Here is a 22281-nt window from a genome sequence, read left to right on the forward strand (position 1 = left end):
TCCGCAAGTCCGGCCCGTCGCGTTCCGCCGCGCCGTGCCCCGCTCCGCCCCGTCGTGCCCGTCTTTCGCCTGCCCTGCTCGCCTTTGTCGTGGAAGGACCTCCATGCCCTCACGCCGTATAGCCGCAGCAACCGCCGCCCTGGCAGCCGCGGCCCTCGTCTCGCCCCTGCTGCTCGCCGGACCGGCCGGTGCCACCGGGAGCCCGCAGAGCGACGCCGCCAAGGGCGACGCGCTGGCCCGCAAACTGGTCAAGGACGCGACCGGCAAGGGCGCCTTCAACCACCTCAAGGTCCTGCAGTCGATCGCCGACTACAACAACGGCAACCGGGCGGCCGGTTCGAAGGGGCACGAGCAGTCGGCCAAGTACATCGAGGCCGTGATGAAGGCGGCCGGCTACCAGGTCACCCGCAACGAGTTCGACTTCGTCTTCGTCGAGACCATCGAAGAGAAGCTGACGGTGAACGGTGCGAGCGGGCGCGACGTACCGATCCACCTGATGACCTACACGGCCAACTCCCCCGAGGGCGGCGTGACGGCCCCGGTCGCCGTCGCCCCGGTCGACGCGGACGGGACCAACGGCTGCGAGCCGGGCGACTTCGCCGCCGGCGCCTTCACGGGCAAGATCGCCCTGGTCAAGCGCGGCGGCTGCACCTTCGCGGTCAAGCAGCAGAACGCGGCCGCGGCCGGCGCGGTCGGCGCGATCATCTACAACAACACCGCGGGCGCCCTGAACGGCACCATAGGGGACCCCGCCGCGGGCAAGGTCCCCACCGGCGGCATCACCCAGGCGGACGGCGAGAAGCTGGCCGCCGAGGCCGCCGCCGGCCCGGTCGAGGTCACCCTTGACATCCGTGAGCTGCGCGAGAACCGCAAGACCTTCAACGTCATCGCCGAGACCAGGGGCGGCGACGAGAACAACACCGTCTTCCTCGGCGCGCACCTCGACTCGGTCGCGGCCGGCCCGGGCATCAACGACAACGGCTCCGGCTCGGCCGGCATCCTCCAGGTCGCCCAGCGGCTCGCGAGCGAGCAGAAGAAGGTCAAGAACAAGGTCAAGTTCGCCTGGTGGTCGGCGGAGGAGTTCGGCCTGCTCGGCTCCGAGGCGTACGTCGCCGGCCTGACGGACGCGCAGAAGAAGCAGATCAAGCTCTACCTGAACTTCGACATGATCGGCTCGCCGAACGCCGCGTACTTCGTCTACGACGGCGACGACTCGGACGGCGTCGGCTCGGGCCCCGGCCCGGAGGGCTCCGCCCAGCTGGAGAAGGGGATCACCGACTTCCTCGACTCGAAGAAGATCCCGCACGCGGGCACGGACTTCTCCGGCCGCTCGGACTACGGCCCGTTCATCGAGGTGGGCATCCCGTCCGGCGGCACCTTCACCGGCGCCGAGGGCATCAAGACGGCCGAGGAGGCCGCGAAGTTCGGCGGCCAGGCCGGTGTCGCCTACGACGTGAACTACCACGGCGAGGGTGACGACATCACCAACATCGACCACAAGGCGCTCGACATCAACGTCGACGTCATCGCGGACGCGGTCGGCCACTACGCCCACGACCTCGCCCCGCTGTCGAAGCCGGTCGTGTCGACGCCGACCCCCGGCGGCAGCGGCGGTGGCGGCGGCCTGCACACGGGCCACGACGAGGTGGACCAGTGAGCCGCTCCGGGCGGTAGCACGGTGTCATGAGGAGGGGCCGGATTCCCTGGGGGTCCGGCCCCTCCCGCGTGGCGCGGACCGCGCACCGCGCGTTCGCTCCGGTCACGGCTCCGGCTTCGGATCCGGTTGCGGCTCCGGTTACGGCTTCGGCCAGGGCGGGATGCCGACCGGCTGGACCAGCCAGCCGAAGGCGCCCAGACCGGCCCGGGAGGTCAGCTCCGCCGCCTCACCGGCCGAGGCCAGCGCCCTGACGTAGGTAGCCGGGTCCGAGGAGGCCAGGGCCAGCGGGGGCCTGTCGCCCGAGACCCCGAGGTCGGTCAGGGCCTCGCGCTGCGTCAGCAGGACCGAATCCGGCCCGGCGCAGGAGTCCAGCGCCACGTGGGCGGTGACGTCGCAGGACCCGTCCGGGACCGGCGGGACCTCCCGGCCGTCCCGGAATCCCGTCATGGTGCCGTACGGGGGCCGGGCCTCCCGGGTGTGGGCGTAGTCCACCGCCACCGCCAGGCCCCGCTCCAGGGTGCGGGTGGCCGCCGCCCACGCCTCGTCGCGCGTCCGGCCGATCTCCGCGCGGCCTCCGCCCGGCCACCACCGCTCCAGCCAGGCCCGGTCGGCGTCCTCCAGCGGGCCGCCCCGGCTCTCCGTACCGTCCGGCGCGACCAGGACGTAGTGCCCGTCCTCGGCGACGTCCAGGGGGACGTTGTCCAGCCATTCGTTGGCGAACAGCAGCCCGGTCACGCCCTCGGGCGGCTGCGCGGTCCAGCGGATCCGCGGGTCGAGCCCGCGGGGCCGCTCCGCCCGTTCCACGGCGTACGGGCGCACCCGCGCGGCCGTCTCCGTATCCAGCGCGGCGAGCACTCCGGCCAGCAGCTCCGCCCGACCGGCCCCCACGTCCACGAGGTCGAGTCGCCGCGGGTGCCCGAGCTCGGCGTCCACCCGGCGCAGCAGCCGGGCCACGGCCCCCGCGTACAGGGCGGAGGCGTGCACGGAGGTACGGAAGTGGCCGGCCGGCCCCGGACCACCGGAGCGCACGTAGAAACCGCCGGGCCCGTACAGCGCGGCTTCCATCGCGCTGCGCCACCGGACCGCAGCGGTGGGTCCACCAGAAGTGCTCATCACCGAAGGCTATGCTCACCCTCCACCTTGGGGAGTATGTCCCCGGTGTCAGGTTCGGACCTCTGGTTGACTCCAGCACCTATCACCGTTCCCTACTCTGGGTTACGTGCAGCGCCTCTACGACTTCCTCCGCAGACACCCGACGGGCGTCGACAGCTTCTGGGCTGTGCTCTTCTTCGGGGTCTCGATGCTGAACGTCGTGGGCGAGCCCGACATCAGCCGGCCCCTCAAGATCGCCGCGGTCCCCGTCGTGCTCGCGCTGAGCACGGCCCTGGCCCTGCGCCGCAAGTGGACGCAGGCGATGTTCTGGCTCACCCTCGCAGCGGGCCTGCTCCAGCTGGCCGCGGGAATCGTCGCGGGGTTCTACGACATCGCCATGTTCGTAATCCTCTACACGGTCGCCGCGAGCGAGGTCCCCCGCTGGGTCTCGCGCACCGCCCTGGGCTGGGGGCTGGCGGCCGCGCCGCTCTACTTCCTGCGGTACGGCGTGGACAAGGGCACCAACGACGTCGACAACGTCCTCTTCGCCGTCTTCATGATCGTCCCCTTCGCCCTGGCCTGGGTGCTGGGCGACTCCCTGCGCACCCGGCGGGCCTATTACGCCCAGCTGGTCGAGCGCAACCAGCGGCTGGAGAAGGAGCGCGAGGCCCAGTCGAAGGTGGCCGTGGCCGCCGAGCGCGCCCGGATCGCCCGCGAGCTGCACGACGTCGTCGCGCACAACGTCTCGGTGATGGTGGTCCAGGCGGACGGGGCCGCCTACGTCATGGACGCGGCGCCCGAGCAGGCCAAGGAGGCCCTCCAGACCATCTCGGGCACCGGCCGCCAAGCCCTCGCCGAGATGCGCCGCCTGCTCGGCGTCCTGCGCACGGGCGAGCCGCAGGAGTCCGAGGACTACGTGCCGCAGCCCGACGTCGAGCAGATCGAGGTCCTCGTCGAACAGGTACGGGCGGCCGGTCTCACGGTGGACTTCGAGGTCGAGGGCGCCCCGCGGCAGCTGCCCAGCGGCGTCGAGCTGACGGCGTACCGGATCGTGCAGGAGGCCCTCACCAACACCCGCAAGCACGGCGGCCCCGACGCGAAGGCCAGCGTCCGGCTGGTCTACTTCGATGACGGGCTCGGTCTGCTGGTCGAGGACGACGGCCGGGGCGCGGCACACGAGCTGTACGAGGACGGCGGCGCGGACGGCGCCGGACACGGGCTGATCGGCATGCGCGAGCGGATCGGTATGGTCGGCGGAACCCTGGACGCGGGGCCGCGGCCCGGTGGCGGCTTCCGGATCAGCGCACTGCTTCCCCTGAAGAAGATATGACGAGGACGAGGTAACTGATGTCCATCCGAGTGATGCTGGTCGACGACCAGGTCCTGCTGCGCACCGGCTTCCGGATGGTGCTCGCCGCCCAGCCGGACATGGAGGTGGTCGCCGAGGCGGGTGACGGCCTGGAGGCGCTGGAGGTGCTGCGGGCCACGAAGGTGGACGTGGTGCTGATGGACGTCCGCATGCCCAGGCTGGACGGCGTCGAGGCGACGCGGCGGATCTGCCGGCCCGAGGAGCACCCGAAGGTGATCATCCTGACCACCTTCGACCTGGACGAGTACGCCTTCTCCGGCCTGAAGGCGGGGGCCAGCGGCTTCATGCTGAAGGACGTGCCGCCGGCCGAACTGCTGGGCGCCATCCGCTCGGTGCACAGCGGGGACGCGGTGGTGGCGCCGTCCACGACGCGGCGCCTGCTGGACCGCTTCGCGCCGATGCTGCCGACGACGACGCAGAAGCCGGAGAACAAGGAGATCGAGCGGCTGACGGAACGCGAGCGCGAGGTCATGCTGCTCGTCGCGCAGGGGCTCTCGAACGGCGAGATCGCGGCGCGGCTGGTGCTGTCGGAGGCGACGGTGAAGACCCACGTGGGCCGCATCCTGACCAAGCTGGGGCTGCGCGACCGGGTCCAGGTCGTGGTCCTGGCGTACGAGACGGGCCTGGTCCGCGCGGGCGGCGGGGCCGGATAGCCAGCCCCCGCCGCACCCGTCGGGCCGGTCCGCCGGGTCCGGCCGGACCGGCCGGGTCCGGACCGCTTCGGCGGAGCCCCTCAGCCGCCCGGGTTGAGGGGCCGCTTGTAGTAGCGCCAGGGGAACCAGCCCGCACCGACCGGGATCCATCCTTCCGATTCCAACAGCCGGTGCCGCGCGGCGAACGGGAGCGTCACCCGGCAGTGCTCCCAGGGATGGTCGGAGGCCTCCACCTCGTGGAAGAAGGGGCCGTAGCCCACCACGTGCCAGCCGTCGCGGCCGGCCTCCTCCAGGGCGGCCATCTCGTTGAAGGCGGTCAGGCCGCCGAGGGTCCGGCGCCCGGGGGCGTCCGCTCCCCCGACGGGCGGCACCGACGGGCTCGCGCCGCCCGCCGCCTTGCCCGCGAAGCGCTGCTGGGCGGCCTGGCGGCTCACGCCCAGGACGCGGCCCACCGCGTCCCAGCTGTGGCCGGCGGCCCTGGCGCCGTGCACGGCCTCCCGCAGCAGCCGGCTCGCCTCCTCGGCGCCGACGCGCGAGGCGTCCACCAGGCGCAGGTACCCGTGGGGGTCGTGTTCGAGCGATTCGGCCAGCCCCTCGGGTGCGCCGAGGACGGCCGCGGCGATCCCTTCCCGGATGCGGTCCATCTCCACCGGCTCGACCAGCGGTCCGTCGCTCATCGGCGCAGTCCGGCGAGGGGTTCGAGGGCGTCGAGGACCGCTTCGTCGCGGCGCGCCCGCTCGAGGTCCGCCGCCGCCCGGGCGGCCAGTCCGGCCGTGCAGGCGATGATCACGAGGCCCACGAGGATCAGGGCGAGGGTGGCGGGGGTGCCGAGCCGGTCGCCGAACATCACGCTCAGGGCGGGCAGAGCCACGCCGAGCGGCAGGGCGGCGGCCATGGAGGGGGTGGCGGGAAAGGGGTCCCGGTGGCCCTTCGATCGCAAGATCAACATGCGTCAAGGAAACCTTGACATGACCATCTTGTCAAGACTTCGTTGACGCTGACGCTGACGCTGACGCGGGCGCTGGCGCTGGCGCTGGCGCTGGCGCTGGCGCTGGCGCTGGCGCTGGCGCTGGCGCCGGCCCGGGGACGTGGCGGACTCACGCCTCGGGGCCGGACTCGGTCATCCAGCGGTCCGGGCGGGCCGACGCGCGGGAGGTGTGCGAGCGGGCGGCCTGCTCGTGCAGGAGCCGCGCGGCCGCGGAGGCCTCCCGCAGCCGGGCGGTGACCGTGCCGTTCGCGCCGGTGTCCACGTGCACGTCGGCGACACCGCGGGCCCGGGCCCACGGCCCCTGGGTGAACCGGACGCTCTGCACCTTGGCGTGCGGAACGATCTCCGTACGGCGGCACAGGCGGCCGTGCCGGGCGGCGAACACCTCCGGGGAGACGGCCAGGGCGTAGCCCTTCCACCACACCGGGACCACCCATCGCGAACCGGTGTCCGGGGAACCGGAGAAGGACAGGCCCGCCAGGTCCACCCCGGGCAGGACCCGCGCGATCACGGCGTACGCGGCGGCCCGCGAGGCCACCGGCACCAGGACCTCGTTCTTCGACCCGGCCACCGCCAGCTCCACCCGGACCCGGTCGCTGCGCCGCCACAGCAGCGGCTCCACGATCCGTACGGTCTGCACGCGCCCCGGCGGCACGGTCTCGTGGGCCCGGTCCAGCATCCCGTGGTCCAGGCGCAGCCCGTCCGGGGACTCGGCGACCCGCCAGTCGTACTCGGTGAGGAAGCGGCCGACGGTGCCCGCCCAGACCGCGCCCAGCATCGGGAGCAGGGTGGCGAGGGCCACCCACGGGCTGGAGCTGAACCACCACACGACGAACGGGGCGACGATCCCGCCGGCCAGCGCTGCCAAGACGCCGAGGCTGAGCGCCAGCGACACGGCGAGTTCGCGCGGGGTCACCCGCAGCAGTTCGCGCTGCGGGGCCTCGCCGAGGCGCACCGCCTCCTCGGGGGCGAAGCCGGCGGCGCGGGCCAGGAGCTCGGCGCGCAGGGCGACGGCCTCCTGCTCGCCGAGGAAGGCCAGCCGGTCCTTCTCCTCGGTGCCGATCACGTCGAGCCGCAGGCTGGCGACACCGGTCAGCCGGGCCAGCAGCGGCCGGGTGACGTCCACGGCCTGGAGCCGGTCCAGCCGGATGTGCGCGGTGCGGCGGAAGAGCAGCCCGGTGCGGATGCGCAGTTCGGTGTCGGTCACCGCGTAGTGGGTGAACCACCAGCTCAGGAACCCGTACACGCCGAACATCAGCACCACCCCGGCCAGCGTCACCAGCCGCAGGAGCGTGGACAGGTCCGCCACCCAGCGCGCCGCCCGGTCGCCCTGCTGGGCGAGGACGCCGACGGTCGCGGCGATCGGCACCCAGGCACGGCGCAGCGGAGTGAAGGGGTGCAGCCGGCGCTCGGTCACGGCCCGCCCGGCCGGCTCCCCCGCGGCGCCGCCCGGCGTGCCGGTCCGGACCGGATCCCCGCCCGCCGGACCACCCGGATCGCCTCCGGCCGCACCGGAGACCACCGGCCCGCCGCCCTCCGGACCGGAAGCCACAAGCCCGCCGCCCTCCGGACCGGAAGCCACAGGCCCGCCGCCCTCCGGACCGGAGGTCACCGGTTCATCGCCCACCCGACCGGAGGTCACCGGCTCATCGCCCCCCGGGCCGGAGGCCACCGGCTCGTCGCCCGCCCGACCGGAAACCACAGGCCCGTCACCCACCCGACCAGAAGTCACAGGCCCGTCGCCCACCCGACCGGAGGTCACCGGCTCATCGCCCCCCGGGCCGGAGGCCACCGGCTCGTCGCCCGCCCGACCGGAGGTCACAGGCCCGCCGACCTTGCCTCGCCGAGGGCGGCGAGCCGGTCGCGCAGGCGCTCCGCCTCGGCCGGCGCCAGCCCGGGGATCCGGGCGTCGGTGGCCGCCGCCGCCGTGTGCAGCTGGAGGGAGGCCAGGCCGAAGCGCCTCTCCACCGGGCCCGAGGTGACCTCGACCAGCTGCATCCGGCCGTACGGGACCACGGTCTGCTCCCGCCACAGCACTCCCCGGCTGATCAGCAGGTCGTCGGCGCGCTCCGCGTACCGCCAGGACCGCCAGTTCCGGCCGAGGAGCACCCAGCCCCAGACCCCCGCGGCGAGCCAGAACGCCCCGGCCGCCGCCCACTGCGGACCCACGAGCAGCCCGAGCAGCAGCCCGGTCGCCACCGCGAGCAGGCAGGCCCAGCCCACGAGCAGCGTCCGCCGCATGGTGAGCAGCCCACCGGGCAGTCCCACCCACCGCAGGCCGTCCGTCTCACCCTTCGTCCCCGTATCCATCCCCCCAGCGTAGGGCTGAGACAATGCCCGCATGACGGAGACCACGGTCGGCATCGGCGGCGCGGCGGAGAGCACCGACATGGTGCTCAACATCGGCCCCCAGCACCCTTCCACGCACGGCGTTCTGCGCCTGCGCCTCGTCCTGGACGGCGAGCGGATCGCCGGCGCCGAGCCGGTGGTCGGCTACATGCACCGCGGCGCCGAGAAGCTCTTCGAGGCCCGTGACTACCGGCAGATCGTGATGCTCGCGAACCGCCACGACTGGCTGTCCGCGTTCTCCAACGAGCTCGGTGTGGTCATGGCGGTCGAGCGGATGCTCGGCATGGAGGTCCCCGAGCGGGCCGTGTGGATGCGGACGCTGCTCGCCGAGCTGAACCGGGTGCTGAACCACCTGATGTTCCTCGGCTCGTACCCGCTCGAACTGGGCGGTATCACGCCGATCTTCCACGCGTTCCGCGAGCGCGAGGAGCTCCAGGCCGTCATGGAGGAGATCTCCGGCGGCCGCATGCACTACATGTTCAACCGCGTCGGCGGCCTCAAGGAGGACCTCCCGGCCGGCTGGCTCGGCCGGGCCCGCGCCGCGATCGCCGACGTCCGCACCCGGATGGACGTCTACGACAAGCTGGTCCACGGCAACGAGATCTTCCGCGGCCGCACCCGCGGCGTCGGGGTCCTGTCCGCCGGGGCGGTGCACGCGTACGGGGTCTCCGGCCCGATCGCCCGCGCCTCCGGCGTCGACTTCGACCTGCGCCGCGACGAGCCGTACCTGGCCTACGGCGAGCTCCAGGACGTCCTGAAGGTGGTCACCCGCACCGAGGGCGACTGCCTGGCCCGCTTCGAGTGCCTGCTGGAGCAGACCCACAACTCCCTCGACCTCGCCGTGGCCTGCCTGGACCGGATGGACGGCCTCCCGCCGGGCCCCGTCAACCAGCGCCTGCCAAAGGTCCTCAAGGCGCCCGAGGGCCATACCTACGCCTGGACCGAGAACCCCCTGGGCATCAACGGCTACTACCTCGTCTCGAAGGGCGAGAAGACCCCGTACCGGCTGAAGCTGCGCAGCGCCTCCTACAACAACATCCAGGCGCTGGCCGTACTGCTGCCGGGGCAGCTGGTCGCGGACATGGTGGCGATCCTGGGCTCGCTGTTCTTCGTGGTCGGCGACATCGACAAGTAGCCGAAATTCACAGGGAGTAGCCGCCGGACAGCCCCTGAGGGCCGTCCCGACAGCCCTTAGCCTGGCCGGATGATCCCAGACTTCTTCGACGGCTACCTGCGCCGCCTCGGCGTCACCGACCCCGGCGCGCCCAGTGCCGCCGGGCTGTTCGCGCTCCAGCGCGCGCACCTGGAGCGCATCCCCTACGAGAACGTCGACATCCAGCTCGGCCGGCCGCCGGGCATCGACCCCGAGCTGTCGGTGCGGCGGTTCGCCGCCGGCCGGGGCGGCTACTGCTTCCACCTCAACGGGGCGTTCGGGGCGCTCCTCGAAGCCCTGGGCTACGACGTGACCCGCCACGTGGGCGCCGTCAGCGCCGACGCGGCGTCGCGCGCGGTCCGGGGCGACCACCTCGTCCTGACCGTCCGCGTCGAGGGCGCGGAGTACTGGGTGGACGCCGGGCTCGGGGACATGGGCCCGTACGATCCGCTGCCGCTGTGCGCGGGCACATACGAGCAGAATGGTTTCTCCTACTCACTGGCACGGCTGGACCCGCTGGAGGGCGAGGGCCCCGGCTGGTCCTTCTTCCCCTCGTCCGGGGGCGCGCGGCGGATGAACTTCCGCGACGCCCCGGCGCGGACGGCCGACTTCGAAGCGATGCACGCGTGGCTGTCCACCGACGCGGAGTCGCCGTTCGTGCGGACCTTCGCGCTGTTCCGGCGCGACGCGGAGGGCACGGACGGCCTGCGCGGCAAGGTCCTGATCCGCACGGAGCGCGGGAAGCAGACCGACGAGCGGGTGCTGACCGGGCCGCAGGACCTCTTCGAGACCCTGGAGGGCTTCGGCCGGGCCACGGGCGACCTGACCCCCGCCGACCGGGCCGCCCTGTGGGCCCGGGTGGAGCGGACGCACGAGACCTGGCTGGCCGAGCGGCGGACCGCGGAGGTCGTGCGGGACTGATTGTCGGTACGACAGGGCAGACTTGGCGGCATGTCCCACTCCCCCCGCCGGGCCTGCCCCGTCTGCGGCCGCGACTGCGCCGTCACCGCGGGCCGTATCGCCCGCCACGACCCTCCCGCCCCGCGGGACCGCGCGGACCTGGTGTCCTGCCCCGGCTCCCGGGCCCGGGTGGTGCTCGGCGCCGCCGCTCCGACGCTGGACGGCTTCGTCCTGCCCGAATTCCCCGGGCAGCTGCCGCTCTTTTGAGAAGGCCCCAGGCCCCTACGAGATCGCGGTGCGCAGGCGGACCACGTCGATCGGCTCGGTCTCGTCGTGGGCCGTCAGGTCGATGACCTGACCCACCGCGCGGGTCTCCTCGGTCGGCGGCTTCAACTCCGGCTCGGCCGTCTCCTGGGCGGACTCCGCCTTGTGGACGGCGAGGGCCTCGGCACCCACCACGTCGGCCAGGTCCTCGTTCTGGACCGCCTCGATCGCCGCGCGTGCCTGCGCCGAGTTCTTGGTGCCGAAGAAGTCGAAGCCGCCCTCGACGCGGGAGGCCGTACGCCGCTGGGCCGCGTACGGGGCCACGGCGGCCGCCGGGCGGCGGGCCGGGACGGAGCCGGCGGCGGCCGGCGGCGCCGTGGGCAGCTCGCCCACGGCCCGCGCCCTGGGCAGGGCCCGCTCCTGCGCCTTGCGGGCCAGCGCGGCCACGGCCGCATGGGCCCGGGCGTAGCCGACGGAGGTGGGCGCACCCGCCGAGGTGCGCTCCTCGGTGACGGCCGGGAGCTGCTTGGTGTCCTTCGGCGCCGGGGCGGCGGAGGCCTCGATGGCCAGCAGACGGCGCTTCTCCAGGGCGCTGGCGCGCTCGGTCTCGGCCGTCGCGTACCGGCGCAGCAGGGCCGCGTGCTCGCCCCGCAGACCCGCCAGTTCGACGCGCTTGGCGCGCAGCTTGGCGTCGAGCCTGGCCCGCAGCATCCGGGCCTCTTCGAGGTCGGACTCCAGCTCGGCTATCCGCTCGTCGGTCCGCCACTCGTCCTTGACCCGCTCACGGGCCAGTTCCGCGACCCGGCGGCCCGCGGCGCGGTCCCAGGAGCGCATCATGACGGCGCCGGCGATCCCGGCGGCCGCGGCGAGGGCCACGAGCAGCCTCAGCGCCGTCGCGTCTTCGGGGCCGGCCAGCAGCCAGGCCGATCCGGCGCTGGCGACGGAGACGGCGGCGACGGCCGACGGAGTGAGCAGCCGGTGCAGCGGTTCGGGATTGCGGTGGCGTCCTCGGGGCATGGCCTGAAATTTACAGGGAGTAGAGGTCATGTGGGATACCCACCCGGCAATCTGTTCCCGGGCGGTTACCCCACATTCCTCCACCAACCCGTAGGCACTACTTCTTCAGAAGGCCCTTCGACTCCAGGTAGCCCTTGGCGACGTCGGCGGGCTTGGCGCGCTCGGCGTCCACCTTCCGGTTCAGGTCGACCAGATCGGCGGTCGTGAGGACCTTGGTCAGCTTGTCGAGGGCGGCCGCGACCTCGGGTGCTCCGGCGTCCTTGGCGTTGACCACCGGGAGGACGTTGTCCGCGTTCTGGAGCTTCTTGTCGTCCTCCAGCAGGACCAGGCCGAAGCTGTCGAGGGTGGCGTCCGTGGTCGTGGTGAGCACCAGCTGGTCGACGCCGTCCTTGACGGCCTGCTTGGCCTGCGGGGTGCCGACGCCCTTCGGGTCGACACCGGAAACCTGAATTCCGTATGTCTTCGCCAGCCCCGGGCCGCAGAAGGGTCGGACGGCGCATTCGTCACCGGCCGCGATCTTCACCTTCAGCCCCGACTTTCCAAGATCGGAAAGCGTCTTGAGGTTGTTCTTCTCGGCGAATTCCCTGGTCACCGCGAATGCGTTCTGGTCGACCGCGGCGCCCGCCGGCAGCACCTTCAGTCCGAGCGGGGCCGCGAGCTTCTCCAGGCCCGCCACCGTCGCCGCGACGTCGCTGGAGGCGACCGGCTTCTCCTCGGGCGCCTTCGGCCCGTTCACCTTGGCGTTGAGGAACTCCGCGAGCGTGGCGGCGTACTCCGGGACGAGGTCGATCTCGCCCTTCTCCAGCGACGGCTCGTACAGCTCCCGGTTGTTGACCGTCTTGACGGAGGTGCTGTAGCCCGCGTCCTTCAGGACCTGCGCGTACAGCTCCGCCAGCACGTTGGACTCGGTGAACCCGGCCGCGCCGATCACCAGGCTGCCCTTGCCGTCGGCGGCCGGGGCGGAGGAGCCGCCGTCCTTGCTCTTCTCCAGGCTGTCACCGCCGCACGCGGCCAGCGACACCGTCAGGGCCAGCGCGCCCAGGGACGCGCCGAGGACGCGCGTGGTCTTGGTCATGGAGTTGCTCCGTTCGAGGGAAGAGAAGGAAGGGGAACGAAAATCAGCGGTGGGCGCCGGCCCGGCGCAGCAGCCGGTCCGCCGCCACCAGCACACCCTCCACCAGCAGGGCCAGGGCGGCCACGAGCAGGGCTCCGGCGACGACCTGCGGGGTGTTGTAGGTGTTGAAACCGGCGGTGATGATCCGGCCCAGGCCGCCCTGGCCGACCATGGCGGCGATCGTGGCCGTGGCGATGACCTGCACGGCGCCCGAGCGCAGACCGGTCATCACCAGGCCGCGCGCGAGCGGCAGTTCCACCCGCCAGAAGAGCTGCCCGCCGGACATGCCCATCCCGCGGGCGGCCTCCACGACCGAGCGGTCCACCTCGCGCATGCCGACGTACGCGTTCGTCAGCAAGGGCGGGACGGCGAACAGCACGAGGGCGGCGACGGTCGGCAGATGTCCCGCGTTGCGCAGCGGGGAGACCATGAAGAGCGCCAGCACCGCGAAGACCGGGACCGCCCGTCCGACGTTGGAGACGTTCACCGCGAGGGTGCCGCCCCGGCCGAGGTGGCCGAGGTACAGGCCGACCGGCAGCGCGACCGCACAGGCGATCGCCAGCGCGAGCCCGCTGACGTAGGCGTGCTCGCCGAGCCGGTGCCAGACGCCGCTCTCCCCGGACCAGTTGGCGCCGTCCGCGAGCCAGTCCCAGGCCCCTGCCGCCACGCCCATGCCGTCAGGCCCCCTTCGCGGGGGCGGCCGGGCGGGCGCCGGCCCGGGTCCACGGCGTGAGCAGCCGCTGCAGGCCGAGCAGCAGCAGGTCCGCGACGAGCGCGAGCAGGACGCACAGCACCGATGCGGTGAGCACCTGCGCCTTGAAGGAGCTGTTCACCGCGGGGGCGATGAGGTTGCCGAGGCCGCCCTTGCCGACGATGGAGCCGACCGTGGTCAGCGCGATCGTCGAGACCGTGGCGATCCGTACGCCCGCGAGCAGCGCGGGCAGCGCCAGCGGCAGTTCCACCTGCCACAGCAGCCGCCCGGGGCCGTAGCCCATGCCGCGCGCGGCCTCCCGGACCTCCTCGGGGACGGCTTCCAGGCCGGCCATCGCGTTGCGGACCAGGATGGTCAGCGAGTAGAGCACCAGGCCGGTCACGACCAGCGCCGCCGACAGCCCGAAGACGGGCAGCAGCAGGGAGAACATGGCCAGCGAGGGAACGGTGTAGAGCAGGGTGGTGAAGGTGAGCACGGGCGCCGACCAGCGCCGGCCGCGGCGGGCCAGCAGGGCCAGCGGCACGGACACGACCAGGCCGATCAGGACGGACGCACCGGTGATCCACACGTGTTCGACGGTGGCGTCGGTGAGTTCCTGAGAACGGGAGGTGACGTAGTCCCAGCAGATCCAGTCGTTCGCCACCAGGCAGTTCTGCGCCGGCATGCACCTCACCCCCCGTCATGAAACGTACGTATGCTCGATCGACCGCCCTTGGACGACCCTAACCCCCGCCGGTCCCGATGGCCGGAATCTTTCGCAGAGGGCAACACGCCCTTCACATTCGGACGACGCCCGTGGGGAAAGATGGGTCCGTGATCCGATTCGAGCATGTGACCAAGCGCTACCCCGACGGGACGACGGCCGTCGAGGACCTGTCCTTCGAGGTGGCGGAAGGAGAGCTGGTCACGCTGGTCGGACCGTCCGGCTGCGGCAAGACGACCACCATGAAGATGGTCAACCGGCTCATCGACCCGACGTCCGGCCGGATCCTGCTGGGCGGCGAGGACATCGCGGCCGCCGACCCGGTCGAACTGCGCCGCCGGATCGGGTACGTCATCCAGCAGGTCGGGCTCTTCCCGCACAAGACCGTGCTGGAGAACACCGCGACCGTGCCACAGCTGATCGGCACCCCCAAGGCGGCGGCCCGCGCCCGGGCGGCCGAGCTGCTCGAACTGGTGGGGCTGGACCCGTCGGTGTACGGCGGCCGGTACCCGGAGCAGCTGTCGGGCGGGCAGCGCCAGCGCGTCGGCGTGGCCCGCGCGCTCGCCGCCGACCCGCCGGTGCTGCTGATGGACGAACCCTTCGGCGCGGTGGACCCGGTGGTCCGCGAGCGGCTCCAGAACGAGTTCCTGACCCTGCAGAAGACCGTGCGCAAGACGATCCTGCTGGTCACCCACGACCTGGAGGAGGCCATCCGGCTCGGCGACCGCATCGCCGTCTACGGAACGGGCAGCATCGAGCAGTTCGCCCGCCCGGCGGCGGTGCTCGGCGCGCCCGCCACCCCGTACGTGGCCTCCTTCGTCGGCGCCGACCGGGGGCTCAAGCGACTCGCCGTCACCACGGTCGGGGCCGCCGACCTGACGCCGCCGGACGGGACGGCAACGGCGCCGCCGGTGTCGGTCCGGCTGGGCGCGACGCTGCGCGAGGCGCTCGCCGCACTGCTCCAGGAGGACTCGGGGCGGATCGCCGTCACGGACCCGGACACCGGCGAGCTGGCCGGCGTACTCACCCCCCAGGACATCCACCGGGCGCTGCGCCGGGCCGAGTTGCAGGAGGCATGAGAAGGGGCCCGACCTCAGGGTCGGGCCCCTTCCCCGCTGCCGTACCGCCCGGCCGTCAGGCCTGGATGCGGCCGCTCATCCACATCAGCATCGGCGGGATCTCACGGCGCCACGTGTTGAAGTTGTGGCCACCGCTGTCGAGGATGATGGAGGAGACCCGGTCCGGTCCCTGCACCTTCTTGATGAACTTCTTGGTGTCCGCGAGGTTCGGCTCGCCCTTCTCGCTGCTGGTGACGAGGAAGGACGTACCGGCCGGCTTCTTGTGCTCCATGACGTGCAGGATGTCCGCGCGCTTCTTCAGCTTCTCGTCCCCGTGGAAGAGGTCACCGGTCGTCGGGTCGTCAGGAGCGTCGTAGTACGCGGACAGCCCGGCGGCGGCACCGAAGGTCTGCGGGTAGTGCGCGGCGATCTTCAGGGCGCAGTAACCACCCGTGGAATTGCCGATGAAGCCCATGTTCTCGGGCTTCTTGCCGACCCGGAAGGTGTCCTGGATGGCCTGCGGGAGGTCCACCCCGAAGAAGGTCTCGGTCTGCGGGCCGCCGGGTATGTCGACGCACTCGGTGTCGCGCGGCGGCGCCACGGTCGGGCGCAGCATGACCAGGATCATCGGCTTCATCTTGCCCGCCTTGGACAGGCTGAAGGCCTTCATCGGGTAGTCGAGCCCTTTGATCAGGTTCTCGGCGGTGCCCGGGTAGCCCGTCAGGACGATGGACGCGGGGAAGTTCTCGTCCTTGTGCTGCGGCTGGAAGTACTCCGGCGGGAGCCACACGTAGCCGGGGCTCGTTATCTTCGACTTCTGCCCCGATATGGCAACCTTCAGGATCTGACCGCCCACCTGGGGCTTGGCACCACCGGGGACGTCCAGCTTCTGCTTGTCGACGACCTTGATGTCCTTGCTGCTCATCGAGTGGTCGACGACCTTGCCCATCGACGTCTCCCGGCCGAACAGGTCGGCCCAGGAACCGTAGAAGAGGAACGACTTGTTGGCCGCGAGACCCACCGCCGAGAACAGCGCCAGCTGGGTCGCCAGCAGGAGCCCGATACGGCCGGCGAACGCACGCCAGGTGCGGCCCGAGAGCTTCGGCCAGAACCAGATGGTGGCCGCGAACAGCAGCACACCGGCGAGGACGGCCAGCGCCAGGACCGTATTACTGGTGAGACCCATGAGCAGTCAGTCGACTTTCTGATGGCAGGACTGGAAATTTCCGACGGAAGAGTGAACCCGCTGTCCGTCGATGTCGTCCTAAGGGACGCACCACACACCGGAGGCTGTCGCGGCCTTCGGCCACATGATCTCTCGCGGAGCAACGGGAAGCGATGTCTAGCAGGATAGATGGCGATAAGTCGGGACAGGTTCCGAGCAGGGTCCGCCGAATCCTCCGAGGCCCACAGCCGGAGTCGGTGCCCGGCCTGGTAGGTACGGCCGTCATGATCGTCGGCCTTCTGGACATCGCGGCGGGCGTCTTCCCGCGTTTCCGGCACAGCCGGATCCACGCGGTCACCGAGGTGCTGCCGGGCTCCCTCGGCCCGTTCGCGGCCGCCCTCTCCATCAGCGCGGGCGTGTTGCTCCTGCTGCTCGCCCACGGCCTCAAGCGGCACAAGCGGCGCGCCTGGCGGGCCGCCGTCGTCCTGCTGCCCGCGGGCGCGGCGGCGCAGTTCACCTACCGCCACTCGGTCATCGGCGTGGTCATCGCGGCGGTGCTCCTCGCGCTCCTCCTGCGCCACCATGGTGAGTTCAAGGCGCTGCCGGACCCGCGCAGCCGCTGGAAGGCCCTCGCGAACTTCGTCCTGATGAGTGCCGGCTCCATCGGCCTCGGACTGGTCATCGTCAACGTCCACCCGGGCAAGGTCGTCGGCAACCCCGGCCTGTACGAGCAGATCACACACGTCGTCTACGGCCTCTTCGGCTTCGAGGGCCCCGTCGACTACGCAGGCCGGGTGTCCTGGACCGTCGGCTACTCCCTCGGCGCGCTCGGCATGCTGACCGCCCTCACCACCATCTACCTGGCCTTCCGCCCCGAGCACCCGGCCGCCCGGCTCACCGTCGACGACGAGGGCAAGCTGCGCGAGCTGCTCGCCAAGCACGGCGGCCGCGACTCCCTCGGCCACTTCGCGCTCCGCCGCGACAAGGCCGTCGTCTTCTCCCCCAGCGGCAAGGCCGCCGTCACCTACCGCGTCGTCTCCGGCGTGATGCTCGCCTCGGGCGACCCCATCGGCGACGTCGAGGCGTGGCCGGGCGCTATCGAGCGGTTCATGGAGGAGGCCAAGGCCCACTCCTGGACCCCGGCCGTGATGGGCTGCAGCGAGACCGGTGGCGAGGTCTGGACCCGCGAGACCGGCCTGGACGCCCTGGAGCTGGGTGACGAGGCGATTGTCGATGTCAAAGACTTCTCCCTCTCGGGCCGCGCCATGCGCAATGTCCGCCAGATGGTGAAGCGCATCGAGCGCAACGGCTACACCACCAAGGTCCGCCGGGTCAGCGAACTCACCGAGGAGGAGCTGGAGCAGGTCCGCGGCGCCGCCGAGGCCTGGCGCGGCACCGATACCGAGCGCGGCTTCTCGATGGCGCTGGGCCGGGTCGGCGACCCGGGCGACGGCGACTGCTTCATCGCCACCGCGCACCGCGTGGAAGAGGGCGACACCAGCCCCTTCGGCGACCTGAAGGCCATCCAGCACTTCGTGCCGTGGGGCAAGGACGGCATGTCGCTGGAGCTGATGCGCCGTGACCGCGGCGCCGACCCGGGCATGAACGAGCTGCTGATCGTCGCCTCCCTGGAGGCCGCCCCCTCGCTGGGCATCGAGCGGGTCTCGCTGAACTTCGCGATGTTCCGCTCGGCGCTTGCCCGCGGCGAGAAGATCGGCGCCGGGCCCGTGCTGCGGATGTGGCGCAGCCTGCTGGTCTTCCTCTCCCGCTGGTTCCAGATCGAGTCGCTGTACAAGTTCAACGCGAAGTTCCGCCCGCGCTGGGAGCCGCGCTTCGTGGTCTTCCGCACCACCCGCGACCTGCCCCGCATCGGCTTCGCCGCGATGCAGGCCGAGGGCTTCGTCACGCTGGCCCTGCCGCGGCTCTTCGCGAGCCGCCGCCGTCCCAAGCCGGTCCGTACCTGCTCGCACAACCTGATGGCGCCCGTCGCGAAGCAGCCCGAGCGCGAGGTCCAGGCCGCGTAGCCCCCGACCGCCCCGCGACGCGACACCCGAAGGCCCGGCAGGTTCCCTGTCCGGGCCTTCGCCGTGCCCGGCCCCGGCCGCGAGCCGTCCCGGGCGGCGGCGCCCGGGGAGGGCCGGGGCAGTGCCGGGGCGGGCCGGCGGCAGTCCCCGGACTGGGCCTGGGCAGTGCCCGGACTGGGCCTGGGCAGTGCCCGGACTGGGCCTGGGCAGTGCCCGGACTGGGCCGGGGGCAGTGCCCCGGGGTGGGGCGGGCGGGGCAGCCCTACCCTGGAGCCATGAACACCAAGCGCGGAGCCACCGGCAGGGGCCGGGTCGCAGGTCTGCCGGAATGGGACCGCTGCGCGGTCATGGGCGTCGTCAACGTGACCCCTGACTCCTTCTCCGACGGCGGCCGCTGGTTCGACACCACCGCCGCCGTCAAGCGCGGCCTCGACCTCGTCGCCCAGGGCGCCGACCTCGTCGACGTCGGCGGCGAGTCCACCCGCCCCGGCGCCTCCCGCGTCGACGAGGACGAGGAGCTGCGCCGGGTCGTCCCCGTCGTGCGCGGTCTGGCGTCCGAGGGCGTCACCGTCTCCGTCGACACGATGCGCGCCGCCGTCGCCGCCCGGGCCGTCGACGCCGGCGCCGCCCTGGTCAACGACGTCAGCGGCGGTCTCGCCGACCCCGGCATGGTCCCGGCCGTCGCCGCGGCCGAGGTGCCCTTCGTGGTGATGCACTGGCGCGGTTTCAGCGCCGGCATGAACAGCCTCGCCGTCTACGACGACGTCGTGGCCGAGGTCACCTCCGAGCTGCGGGCCCGGATCGACGCGGTCGTCGCCGGCGGCATCGCCCCCGAGCGGCTCCTGGTCGACCCCGGCCTCGGCTTCGCCAAGAACGCCGAGCACGACCTGGCGCTGGTCGCACACATGGGGGACCTGCGCGCCCTCGGCTTCCCGCTGCTGGTCGCCGCCTCGCGGAAGCGTTTCCTCGGCCGGGTCCTGGCCGGCGGGACGGACGCCACCCCGCCGCCGGCCCGCGAACGGGACGCCGCCACGGCCGCCGTCTCCGCGATCGCCGCCCACCAGGGCGCCTGGGCCGTACGGGTCCACGAGGTACGGGCGACGGCAGACGCGGTTCGGGTGGCCCGCGCCGTGGAAGGGGCTCTGTGATCCTCAACGACCGACAAGGAGCCCAGTGAGCAGAACCGACATCGAAGCGGTCGAAGAGGTCAACACGGCCTTCTACGAGGCAATGGAGCGGGGGGACTTCGACGCTCTGTCGGCGCTCTGGCTGGAGGACGAGATCTCCTGCGTGCACCCCGGCTGGCCGGTGCTCTCCGGCCGCGGGGAGGTACTGCGCTCGTACGCGCTGATCATGTCCCACACCGAGTACATCCAGTTCTTCCTGACCGACACCAAGGTGGCCGTCATAGGCGACACGGCACTGGTGACCTGCACGGAGAACATCCTCAGCGGCGGCCCCGCCGAGGACGGCGGGGAGCTCGGCCCGCTCGTCGGCCAGCTGGTCGTCGCCACGAATGTGTTCCGACGCACATCCGAGGGATGGCGCCTGTGGTCCCACCACGGTTCTCCCGTGCTCACGGAGTCCGACGAGGACGACGAGGACGACGCCTCCTGACCCCTACGGCGGGGGCCGGACTGTTTCGCAGGTAAATTCGAAGTCGGACGACGCCGACCGCACTCGGCGCAAGCCCATGGCCGCGGGGAGCCCCGAGGCCGGAAGCACCTACGAAAGCAGGAGTGATTCGCGTGGATCGTGTCGCGCTGCGCGGCCTCAAGGCTCGCGGGCACCACGGCGTCTTCCCCCGGGAACGCGAGGAAGGCCAAACCTTCATCGTCGACCTCGTGCTGCACCTGGACACCCGCCCCGCGGCGGCCGGGGACGACCTGACGAAGACCGTGCACTACGGGGTGGTCGCCGAGGAGGTCGTCGACGTGGTCCAGGGCGAGCCCGTCGACCTGATCGAGACCCTGGCCGAGCGGATCGCCCAGCAGTGCCTGAAGCACGAAGCGGTGGCGCAGGTGGAGGTCGTCGTCCACAAGCCGGACGCGCCCATCACCGTCCCCTTCGACGACGTGACCATCACGATCACCCGGAGCCGCGCGTGAACAACGGACTGAACGCTCAGAGCGACCCCACCGTCCAGCCGGTACCCGCCTCCGTCGTCGAGGCGGTCGACGCGGCGGACGTGACCCTGTCCAACCCCAAATGGGCCGTCATCGCGCTCGGCGCGAACCTCGGCAACCGCCTGGAGACCCTCCAGGGCGCCATCGACGCCCTCGGCGACACCCCCGGCCTGCGGGTCAAGGCCGTCTCCCCCGTCTACGAGACCGAGCCGTGGGGCGTCGAGCCCGGCTCCCAGCCCTCGTACCTCAACGCGGTCATCGCGGTGAAGACCACCCTGCCCCCGTCCTCCCTGCTGGAGCGCGGGCACGCCATCGAGGAGGCGTTCGACCGCGTCCGCGAGGAGCGCTGGGGCCCCCGCACGATCGACGTCGACATCATCGCGTACGCCGACCGCGTCTGCGACGACCCGGTCCTCACCCTCCCGCACCCGCGCGCCCACCAGCGTGCCTTCGTGCTGGCCCCCTGGCACGACATCGACCCGGAGGCCCAGCTCCCGGGCCGCGGTCCGGTGTCCGCCCTCCTGGCCGGAATCGGTCTGAGCGGCGTCACGCCGCGCCCCGACTTGGAACTCCACCTCCCCGAGTAGTCGTTAGTAGCCTGTTCACGGCTACTCGCTGAAAGTGGGGAACGGGCAAGTGAAGCAACTGAGGCCGGGGATCCTGGCAGGCATCTTCGTGGTCGCCGGGGTCCTGTCCTGGGCCGGCGCCCGGCTGTGGAACGCGTACGGCACCCTGCCGGGCGTTCCGCTGGCCGCGCCGATCGTCCTGGGGGCCATCGCGGTGGTGCTGCTGGACACGGCGCTGTCGTTGAAGGCCCGGCTGAAGGCCCAGCGGGAACGCCGGCCGGGCGCCAAGGGCGTGGAGCCGCTGATGGCGGCCCGCGCGGTGGTCTTCGGGCAGGCCAGCGCCCTGGTGGCCGCGCTGGTGGCGGGCATGTACGGCGGCGTGGGCGTCTTCCTGCTGACCGACTCCCTCGACGTCGCCGCCCGCCGCGACCAGGCCTGGTACGCCGGCTTCTCGGTCCTGGCGGGCATCGCGGTCATCGCCGCAGCCCTCTTCCTGGAGCGCGTCCTGAAACTCCCCGAGGACGAGGACCCCGCCCCGGAGCCCCCGGCCGCTCGGGCGTGACCGCCGGCTGGGTGCCCGGACGAGGTGCCCGCGCACCAGGAAGTCGGTGTCGCCCCCCGCGGGGGGTCTCGCCTGGGCGGCACCGGCGAGACCCGTTCACGATCTGCTTGCTCGGCAGCCCGCCCGTCCCGCCCCTGATCAGCTCAATGCTCTGATCGAGGACGTGGTCGGGCGGATCCGGCGATCCGGCTAGCGGGCCATGATCAGGGACATGGCTTCGGCGCGCGTGGCGGGGTCGCGGAGCTGGCCGCGGACGGCCGAGGTGATGGTCTTCGCGCCGGGCTTGCGGACCCCGCGCATGGTCATGCACATGTGCTCGCACTCGATGACCACGATGACCCCGCGCGGGTCCAGGATCTCCATCAGGGAGTCCGCGATCTGCGTGGTCAGGCGCTCTTGCACCTGGGGGCGGCGGGCGTACACGTCCACGAGGCGGGCCAGCTTCGACAGGCCAGTGATCTTGCCGTCGGTGGACGGGATGTAGCCGACGTGCGCGACACCGTGGAACGGGACCAGATGATGCTCACACGAGCTCATGACCTCGATGTCCTTCACGAGGACCATCTCGTCGTGACCGAGGTCGAACGTCGTCGTCAGGACCTCCTCCGGCTTCTGGTACAGGCCGGCGAATATCTCCCGGTAGGCGCGCGCCACGCGCGCCGGGGTCTCCAGGAGGCCCTCTCGGTCCGGGTCCTCGCCGACCGCGAACAGGAGCTCTCGGATCGCCGCCTCGGCGCGCTTCTCGTCGAACTCGCCGATCGTGCCCTCGTCACCGGTCAAGGTCACTGGGTCGGTCATTTCTTCCTCGT

General features: G+C 72.2%; 24 protein-coding genes. 13 read left to right on the top strand and 11 right to left on the bottom strand.

Annotation, left to right across the window (positions count from 1 at the left end):
* Window positions 1-103 precede the first annotated feature (103 nt).
* Window positions 104-1657, top strand: coding sequence for a M28 family metallopeptidase (locus AB0F82_RS13740; RefSeq protein WP_362626726.1), 1554 nt, complete (start codon window positions 104-106; stop codon window positions 1655-1657).
* Window positions 1658-1795: 138 nt separating this feature from the next.
* On the opposite strand, the gene AB0F82_RS13745 is transcribed toward AB0F82_RS13740, so the two are convergent.
* A complete protein-coding gene (locus AB0F82_RS13745) occupies window positions 1796-2770 on the bottom strand; it encodes an SAM-dependent methyltransferase (RefSeq protein WP_362626728.1) in 975 nt (324 codons plus the stop codon).
* Between the two features lie 106 nt (window positions 2771-2876).
* On the opposite strand from AB0F82_RS13745, the gene AB0F82_RS13750 reads away from it, so the two are divergent.
* Window positions 2877-4079: a sensor histidine kinase gene (locus tag AB0F82_RS13750; RefSeq protein WP_362626731.1), complete on the top strand. Its 1203-nt coding sequence runs from the start codon at window positions 2877-2879 to the stop codon at window positions 4077-4079.
* A gap of 17 nt (window positions 4080-4096) precedes the next feature.
* Window positions 4097-4771 carry a response regulator transcription factor gene (locus tag AB0F82_RS13755; RefSeq protein WP_356810176.1) on the top strand — a complete coding sequence of 225 codons (675 nt, stop codon included), beginning with the start codon at window positions 4097-4099 and terminating at the stop codon, window positions 4769-4771.
* Between the two features lie 80 nt (window positions 4772-4851).
* Here AB0F82_RS13755 and AB0F82_RS13760 read toward each other — a convergent pair whose 3' ends face one another.
* From AB0F82_RS13760 to AB0F82_RS13775, 4 genes are all read right to left on the bottom strand, one after another.
* Window positions 4852-5448, bottom strand: coding sequence for a hypothetical protein (locus AB0F82_RS13760; RefSeq protein WP_356810177.1), 597 nt, complete (start codon window positions 5446-5448; stop codon window positions 4852-4854).
* Window positions 5445-5720, bottom strand: a complete 276-nt coding sequence (locus tag AB0F82_RS13765; RefSeq protein WP_362626736.1) for a hypothetical protein — start codon at window positions 5718-5720, stop codon at window positions 5445-5447. The genes AB0F82_RS13760 and AB0F82_RS13765 overlap by 4 nt, the downstream gene beginning before the upstream one ends.
* Window positions 5721-5868: 148 nt before the next feature.
* Window positions 5869-7311: a PH domain-containing protein gene (locus tag AB0F82_RS13770; protein WP_436842087.1), complete on the bottom strand. Its 1443-nt coding sequence runs from the start codon at window positions 7309-7311 to the stop codon at window positions 5869-5871.
* Window positions 7312-7577: 266 nt separating this feature from the next.
* Window positions 7578-8069, bottom strand: a complete 492-nt coding sequence (locus AB0F82_RS13775) for a PH domain-containing protein (protein WP_356810179.1) — start codon at window positions 8067-8069, stop codon at window positions 7578-7580.
* Window positions 8070-8100: 31 nt separating this feature from the next.
* On the opposite strand from AB0F82_RS13775, the gene AB0F82_RS13780 reads away from it, so the two are divergent.
* The 3 genes from AB0F82_RS13780 (at window position 8101) to AB0F82_RS13790 (ending at window position 10428) form a co-directional block, all read left to right on the top strand.
* A complete protein-coding gene (locus tag AB0F82_RS13780) occupies window positions 8101-9243 on the top strand; it encodes an NADH-quinone oxidoreductase subunit D (protein WP_356810180.1) in 1143 nt (380 codons plus the stop codon).
* Window positions 9244-9312: 69 nt separating this feature from the next.
* Window positions 9313-10182 (top strand): arylamine N-acetyltransferase family protein, encoded by an 870-nt coding sequence (locus tag AB0F82_RS13785; protein ID WP_362626741.1) that lies wholly within the window; start codon window positions 9313-9315, stop codon window positions 10180-10182.
* 30 nt (window positions 10183-10212) lie between these two features.
* A complete protein-coding gene (locus AB0F82_RS13790; protein WP_030656464.1) occupies window positions 10213-10428 on the top strand; it encodes a hypothetical protein in 216 nt (71 codons plus the stop codon).
* A 15-nt stretch (window positions 10429-10443) separates the two neighbouring features.
* Here the strand turns inward: AB0F82_RS13790 and AB0F82_RS13795 are convergent, their stop codons facing one another.
* From AB0F82_RS13795 to AB0F82_RS13810, 4 genes are all read right to left on the bottom strand, one after another.
* A complete protein-coding gene (locus AB0F82_RS13795; RefSeq protein ID WP_362626745.1) occupies window positions 10444-11442 on the bottom strand; it encodes a hypothetical protein in 999 nt (332 codons plus the stop codon).
* 97 nt (window positions 11443-11539) lie between these two features.
* Window positions 11540-12517, bottom strand: a complete 978-nt coding sequence (locus tag AB0F82_RS13800) for an ABC transporter substrate-binding protein (protein ID WP_362626748.1) — start codon at window positions 12515-12517, stop codon at window positions 11540-11542.
* A gap of 43 nt (window positions 12518-12560) precedes the next feature.
* On the bottom strand, window positions 12561-13229 hold the full coding sequence (locus AB0F82_RS13805) for an ABC transporter permease (RefSeq protein ID WP_356810184.1): 669 nt from the start codon (window positions 13227-13229) through the stop codon (window positions 12561-12563).
* A 4-nt stretch (window positions 13230-13233) separates the two neighbouring features.
* A complete protein-coding gene (locus AB0F82_RS13810; RefSeq protein ID WP_356810185.1) occupies window positions 13234-13932 on the bottom strand; it encodes an ABC transporter permease in 699 nt (232 codons plus the stop codon).
* A gap of 149 nt (window positions 13933-14081) precedes the next feature.
* On the opposite strand from AB0F82_RS13810, the gene AB0F82_RS13815 reads away from it, so the two are divergent.
* Window positions 14082-15050 (top strand): ABC transporter ATP-binding protein, encoded by a 969-nt coding sequence (locus AB0F82_RS13815; protein WP_356810186.1) that lies wholly within the window; start codon window positions 14082-14084, stop codon window positions 15048-15050.
* 55 nt (window positions 15051-15105) lie between these two features.
* On the opposite strand, the gene AB0F82_RS13820 is transcribed toward AB0F82_RS13815, so the two are convergent.
* Window positions 15106-16215 carry an alpha/beta hydrolase gene (locus AB0F82_RS13820; RefSeq protein ID WP_356810187.1) on the bottom strand — a complete coding sequence of 370 codons (1110 nt, stop codon included), beginning with the start codon at window positions 16213-16215 and terminating at the stop codon, window positions 15106-15108.
* A gap of 152 nt (window positions 16216-16367) precedes the next feature.
* On the opposite strand from AB0F82_RS13820, the gene AB0F82_RS13825 reads away from it, so the two are divergent.
* The 6 genes from AB0F82_RS13825 to AB0F82_RS13850 all read left to right on the top strand — a co-directional run bounded on the left by AB0F82_RS13825 (window position 16368) and on the right by AB0F82_RS13850 (window position 21472).
* Complete coding sequence (locus AB0F82_RS13825; RefSeq protein WP_362626753.1) at window positions 16368-18218, top strand: phosphatidylglycerol lysyltransferase domain-containing protein; 1851 nt, start codon at window positions 16368-16370, stop codon at window positions 18216-18218.
* Between the two features lie 275 nt (window positions 18219-18493).
* On the top strand, window positions 18494-19366 hold the full coding sequence (gene folP / locus AB0F82_RS13830) for a dihydropteroate synthase (protein WP_356810189.1): 873 nt from the start codon (window positions 18494-18496) through the stop codon (window positions 19364-19366).
* A 25-nt stretch (window positions 19367-19391) separates the two neighbouring features.
* Window positions 19392-19835: a nuclear transport factor 2 family protein gene (locus AB0F82_RS13835; protein WP_362626756.1), complete on the top strand. Its 444-nt coding sequence runs from the start codon at window positions 19392-19394 to the stop codon at window positions 19833-19835.
* Between the two features lie 131 nt (window positions 19836-19966).
* Complete coding sequence (folB, locus tag AB0F82_RS13840; RefSeq protein WP_362626759.1) at window positions 19967-20326, top strand: dihydroneopterin aldolase; 360 nt, start codon at window positions 19967-19969, stop codon at window positions 20324-20326.
* Window positions 20323-20931 (top strand): 2-amino-4-hydroxy-6-hydroxymethyldihydropteridine diphosphokinase, encoded by a 609-nt coding sequence (folK, locus tag AB0F82_RS13845; RefSeq protein WP_356810191.1) that lies wholly within the window; start codon window positions 20323-20325, stop codon window positions 20929-20931. Before folB ends, folK begins: the two co-directional genes overlap by 4 nt.
* Window positions 20932-20980: 49 nt before the next feature.
* Complete coding sequence (locus tag AB0F82_RS13850) at window positions 20981-21472, top strand: DUF3180 domain-containing protein (RefSeq protein ID WP_362626763.1); 492 nt, start codon at window positions 20981-20983, stop codon at window positions 21470-21472.
* Between the two features lie 189 nt (window positions 21473-21661).
* Here the strand turns inward: AB0F82_RS13850 and folE are convergent, their stop codons facing one another.
* Window positions 21662-22270 (bottom strand): GTP cyclohydrolase I FolE, encoded by a 609-nt coding sequence (gene folE / locus AB0F82_RS13855; RefSeq protein ID WP_356810193.1) that lies wholly within the window; start codon window positions 22268-22270, stop codon window positions 21662-21664.
* Window positions 22271-22281: the final 11 nt, after the last annotated feature.

It is taken from the genome of Streptomyces virginiae, assembly GCF_040638905.1.
Taxonomy (GTDB): Bacteria; Actinomycetota; Actinomycetes; order Streptomycetales; family Streptomycetaceae; genus Streptomyces; species Streptomyces virginiae_B.